This is a genomic window from Tepidanaerobacter sp. EBM-38 (assembly GCA_001896545.1).
Classification (GTDB): domain Bacteria; phylum Bacillota; class Thermosediminibacteria; order Thermosediminibacterales; family Tepidanaerobacteraceae; genus Tepidanaerobacter.
Window position 1 is genome coordinate 1 of record MPOT01000036.1, and the last position, 5,206, is coordinate 5,206.

Here is a 5,206-nt window from a genome sequence, read left to right on the forward strand (position 1 = left end):
CAGCAAATAATGCGTTATGGTGTTATTATATGGGCCGTGCAAATATTGTTTACAAAATATATGTCAGCATGAAATTTCAAACCGGATATAATTTAATAAATGGTGGGATGTATATCAGCCGAATAATGCGTTGTGGTGTTATTGTATTAGCCGAGCAAAGATAATAATATGCAATAAGAACAGGCTGGACACCAAAGGTAATAATGTGTAATAAGCGGGAGACCGATGGTCTCCCCTACGGTAAAATATAATATTATGTATTAATATATGCGGACAATGTAACATATTAAGCCCAACATGGGTGGTCCCATTTATTTATCCTGAAAATTGAAGGGAGTCTTTACGGAATGGAAGGCTAGTGGTAAAATTAAACAAACACTTTGCACTAAGGAGAGAGAAAACTTGCTGGGAACAATTGTGAATGTTCTAACAATTATAGCAGGTACATTACTGGGAACTACATTTAAAAACCGTTTCAGTGAAAATATTAAAAATACTGTAATGCAGGGTTTAAGTCTTACTATAATGATTATAGGTATTTCCATGGCGGTAAAGACTGAGAACATGCTTGTGCTTACACTGAGCACCGTTATAGGAGGAATCCTAGGCGAGATATTGAAAATCGAGGATAGGCTGAATAGTTTTGGGAAGAAACTTGAATCAGGTTTTCGAGATGAAAGCGGCAATTTTACTCGCGCTTTTGTAACGGCAAGTCTCGTTTACTGCGTAGGGGCGATGGCGGTGCTGGGCTCCATACAAAGCGGTCTTGACGGCAATCATGACATACTCTTTGTAAAATCAATACTCGATGGTACAACGGCAGTGGTATTTTCATCGACAATGGGATTTGGTGTAGCATTTTCAGCTATTCCGGTCCTTTTATATCAAGGGGCAATTACTTTAGCAGCTTCATTTGTAAAAGATTTTTTAACCACAGCAGTAATAACTGAAATGTCTGCTGCCGGAGGGCTGCTGATATTTGGCATAGGAATTAACATGCTTGGAATTGATGTTACAATTAAGGTTGGAAATCTACTTCCTGCTATCTTTGTCGCAATTGCTATGGCGATGCTGTTTGTGCATTTACCATTTTAAAAAGGTACATATGATTTTTTATCGTAAAGAGTCAATTTTAATATGAAAATATAAAAAAACCGTCTCTTAATCATAATATGATAGTAGGGTACACGGCATGTTGACCATAAATTTAGTAAAATAAGATTTCTACAGTAGGGAATCAAATAATTATTAATGCTGTGATACAAAATAAATGGCTTATTTTACCGCAAAGTAGTTTTAGCCTAAAGCAATGGAGGAATGTTGATTGGAATTAAAAAACTATTTAGATATTGTAAATGTATTTATTACTAATAACATGGAAAACTTGCTGCTAGGCGTTATTATTTTATCGATAATAACATTAATTGTTTTTATAAATGTAAATATTAAATTGTCTAAAATTGTAAAAAAATATAAAGATCTTACAAGGGGTATGGATGGAAGCAATATTGAAGACATTCTATTACATCAGACAGATTATTTGAAAGATTTAGATAATGAAGTAAGTGATATAAAGCAGGCAATTGCTCAGCTGACACAGGATAATCGTCAGATGATTAAAAAGGTTTACTGGAAACGTTATAACGCATTTCCGGAGATGGGCAGTGATTTGAGTTTTTCGCTAGCATTGCTAAATGAGGGAAACTCAGGTGTTGTGATAACAAGTATATACGGTCGGGATGAAAATCGAGTTTATTTAAAGCCTATTGTTGAAGGAAAGAGCAATTACACCCTTTCTCCAGAGGAGCGGGAAATAATTTTAGAGGCTATTCAAACTAAAATTATTTAGATTTAGGAAGGATTTTCATAAACCATGGCGAATATAAAGATAGGTAAATTGTCAAACTATACGTAAAAATAGGTGGTGAGTAAACGGAGTGAACGAAAGAAAAGAGAAATTCACGATGATGATTATTCCTCACTCGGGGAAATCTACCTTTGCTGTTTCTGTCTCAGCCAAGACCTTAAAAATTGCTGGCGGACTACTGGCTGCTACTTTAATTGGTGTGATGATTTTTGTTTCAAATATTTATTTGTCCTATAATAAGTTTAAAACTCGCACAGAAGAATTATCAGCGATAGCCAAGGACTATAATGTGCTGCAAAAGCAGTTAGAGTTTTTTGTGGAAAAAACCAGTATTTTAGAAAAAAAGATGTCGGAATTGGAAAAGCTGGACACCGATTTAAGAGGTTTGCTAGAAGGTGATCCGGCTTTAAAAACGAGCATAAAAAAAGAGGACAAGCAGTTAGATATGAGTAGAGCCGTACTTACAAGCCGCAGCGGATTAGACCGTCAGCGAGCAATAAGTCAATTGCAGTTACTAGAGCTAAAAATTCCTGATCAGGAACAGAGTTTAGAAGAACTAAAAGATGCAGTCATTCAAAGAAATGATCGCCTATCACATACACCTTCAGGTTATCCTGTTTACGGTAATATTACATCAAAATTCGGATATCGCAAATCACCCTTTGGCAGCAGACAAGAATTTCACGATGGTTTGGATATTGGAGCATCATATGGGGCTACGATTGTTGCTACGGCTGATGGCATGGTAACATTTACCGGCTATCGGGCAGGTTATGGCAGGACTGTGACTATAAGCCATGGCTATGGTTTTGAAACATCCTATTGTCACAACTCTAGCATACTTGTAAAAGCAGGTCAGCAGGTAAAGAAGGGTCAGGCGATTGCAAGGGTAGGAAGTTCAGGGAGAAGTACAGGCCCACATCTGCACTATATGGTAAGGTTGAACGGGCAGCTTCAGGACCCTGCAGACTTTTTGTAGTGAGAGAGGAGGAAATACATGTTTGGGAAGAGGAGTGAGCCGACTATAGCAAATATAGATAGAGTTGATACGATACTTGGCAAGAACGCAGAGTTTAATGGTAAGATAAAATCATCGGGATTAATGCGGATAGAAGGAAATTTTGATGGCGAAATAGAATGTGATGAAGATTTGATTATAAGCGAGGGTGCAAAGGTTACTGCTGAACTTAAGGCTAGAAACGCCATCATAGCAGGAGTGTATCAAGGCAATATTCAGCTAGACGGTAAGCTTGAGATAAAGAGCACAGGTAAAGTGACGGGAGATATAAAGGTAGGTACGCTGCTTGTTGAAGATGGAGCTTTCTTTGACGGCAAATGTGAGATGAGGGGAGCAGAAAACAAGGTAGATTTAAATCTTGTTGAAACAAATAAGAAAGAGAAGACATCAAACCCAACATAAAGTTGGGTTTGATTTTTTTCTAAAAGCGGTAAGAAATAGTTTTATCTTGTAACAAGCCCTATCCGAAAAACCTTTCCAACCCACGCATGATTCCCAATGAGATAATATCCACCATCCTCATTACAGTATAAAGCCTGGTATTTTGAAGCACGACATATTCCATGAAACCGCCTACATTTACAACTCCTGTAATGTGAAAATCACCAACCGAAGGTAAATTTTTATTGACACCTGCTCCAGGTTTTAAAGCACCAGGGCTGATTTTAATAGTACCAACATTTTCTGTACGGCCGAGGGAAGCATCGATGGCAATTATAAATGGGTTTTCATAGGTGCTTTTTACTTCACCTAGCACCTTTTCAAGATTACAGGCATGAACCGGCTCTTGTAAATTACCCAAAACCTTAGCATGACGACAAACTTTATATAATTTTTCACCTACCAGCGGACCAAGCGCATCACCGGTAGAACGGTCAGTTCCTATGCAAATTATGATTAATGGGGCTTGAGTATATGTATCAGTCAGCATTTCAATAAAGTAATTGCAAAATAACTTATAAGCTGAAGGGGAATCTATATGTACTCGTAAATCCTTATAATTAAAACATGTCTGTTCCAATTGCATAACAGGCAAACCTCCTGAGGGAATTTATAACATTATATGTGAAATCATAATTTAGTATTCATATTAAATTATGCGTCATAGTTGCATTTTTTAATCATATCTATGTTGTAAATGTTTAAATGTTGTAAATTATAAAAAAGTGCAGGAGGAATATGGTTTGAATTTCAATGATGAAATAAGCTTAGGAGCCATTTACATCGGCACCCTAATTGGAGCAGGTTTTGCTTCCGGCCAGGAGATTATGAGTTTTTTTACCATATACGGAAAAGAAGGCTTGCTTGGGATAATAACGGCTGCGATTCTTTTCTTTTTATTGGGCTATTTTATATTAAGGCAGGCAATACGACTGCAATCTGAGTGCGCTGAGGATGTATTGCTGCAAATAGCCGGAGGCAGACTGATGTCCTTAATTGATATATATGTGGATATCTTTTGTCTAGCGGGGTATTATATCATGCTGTCAGGATGTGGCGCAGTGCTTAAAGAGTGCATGAACATTGACTACATATTAACAGTTTTGTTATTGAATATCGTGATTGTCATGTGTTTAAAAAAGGGGGTTAGCAGTCTTGCTAAGCTCAATAAACTGCTAGTATCTATAATGATTATTATCACGCTTTTCATAGGTTTTTGTTGTTTAAAGGAAAATCCAAATGCTTTAAGTTGTATAAAAACTTTGCCAGGTAAAAAAAGCTGGTTAATTTCATCTCTGATTTATGTAAGCTATAATATTACTTTAGCTCTAGTGGTTTTGTCATCTCTTGGCACTTATACAAATAGGGAAAGTGCGGCATGGGGTGCTGCTATAATTGGAGCATTAGGGCTTATGGCGATGGCGGTGGTAATGTGGTTTATTACTTCTGTAAATTACGCATCGCTTTCTGTCGGGGTGCAGATTCCCTTGCTTTGGGTGGCAAGGCAGTATCACCACGTAATATATCTAATTTCTATTTTGGTATTATTATCGGCTATGCTGACAACCGCGCTGAGCCTCGGATTTTCTTTTTCCCGAGGATTTGCCCATAGATTTGGCATCAATTATCGAAATGCATTAAACCTTCTATTTATCGGCATACCTTTTACAAAATACAGTTTTGCCAGCTTGATAAATAAAATATATCCTCTATTTGGAATAATCGGCATATTTTTTGGTATTTTATTAGTTATAAGAAGGGTTTTGAGCATTAAGATAGAATGATATAATAAATAAGGAAAGAATTGCAGTTGAGCCAGAAAAGAGCAGGCCATCTTTTCCGGCCTGCTCTTTTCGCTCAATTGCAATTTTTCCTATTGA

The 5,206-nt window shown here is 36.9% G+C and carries 6 protein-coding genes; 5 read left to right on the forward strand and 1 reads right to left on the reverse strand.

Translation table 11 applies throughout. The features are described 5' to 3' along the window. The first annotated feature begins 402 nt into the window (after window positions 1-402). The 4 genes from BUC45_RS03845 to BUC45_RS03860 all read left to right on the forward strand — a co-directional run bounded on the left by BUC45_RS03845 (window position 403) and on the right by BUC45_RS03860 (window position 3,287). Window positions 403-1,095 (forward strand): DUF554 domain-containing protein, encoded by a 693-nt coding sequence (locus BUC45_RS03845; protein WP_296970470.1) that lies wholly within the window; start codon window positions 403-405, stop codon window positions 1,093-1,095. Window positions 1,096-1,324: 229 nt separating this feature from the next. Beyond that, complete coding sequence (locus BUC45_RS03850) at window positions 1,325-1,849, forward strand: DUF4446 family protein (RefSeq protein ID WP_296970473.1); 525 nt, start codon at window positions 1,325-1,327, stop codon at window positions 1,847-1,849. An 88-nt stretch (window positions 1,850-1,937) separates the two neighbouring features. Then, complete coding sequence (locus BUC45_RS03855; RefSeq protein ID WP_296970474.1) at window positions 1,938-2,846, forward strand: M23 family metallopeptidase; 909 nt, start codon at window positions 1,938-1,940, stop codon at window positions 2,844-2,846. 18 nt (window positions 2,847-2,864) lie between these two features. Next, on the forward strand, window positions 2,865-3,287 hold the full coding sequence (locus BUC45_RS03860) for a polymer-forming cytoskeletal protein (RefSeq protein WP_296970476.1): 423 nt from the start codon (window positions 2,865-2,867) through the stop codon (window positions 3,285-3,287). 58 nt (window positions 3,288-3,345) lie between these two features. On the opposite strand, the gene yyaC is transcribed toward BUC45_RS03860, so the two are convergent. Then, window positions 3,346-3,912 carry a spore protease YyaC gene (yyaC, locus tag BUC45_RS03865; RefSeq protein WP_296970478.1) on the reverse strand — a complete coding sequence of 189 codons (567 nt, stop codon included), beginning with the start codon at window positions 3,910-3,912 and terminating at the stop codon, window positions 3,346-3,348. A gap of 157 nt (window positions 3,913-4,069) precedes the next feature. Between yyaC and BUC45_RS03870 the strand changes: the two genes are divergently transcribed. Then, a complete protein-coding gene (locus tag BUC45_RS03870; RefSeq protein WP_296970480.1) occupies window positions 4,070-5,110 on the forward strand; it encodes a hypothetical protein in 1,041 nt (346 codons plus the stop codon). Window positions 5,111-5,206 lie beyond the last annotated feature (96 nt).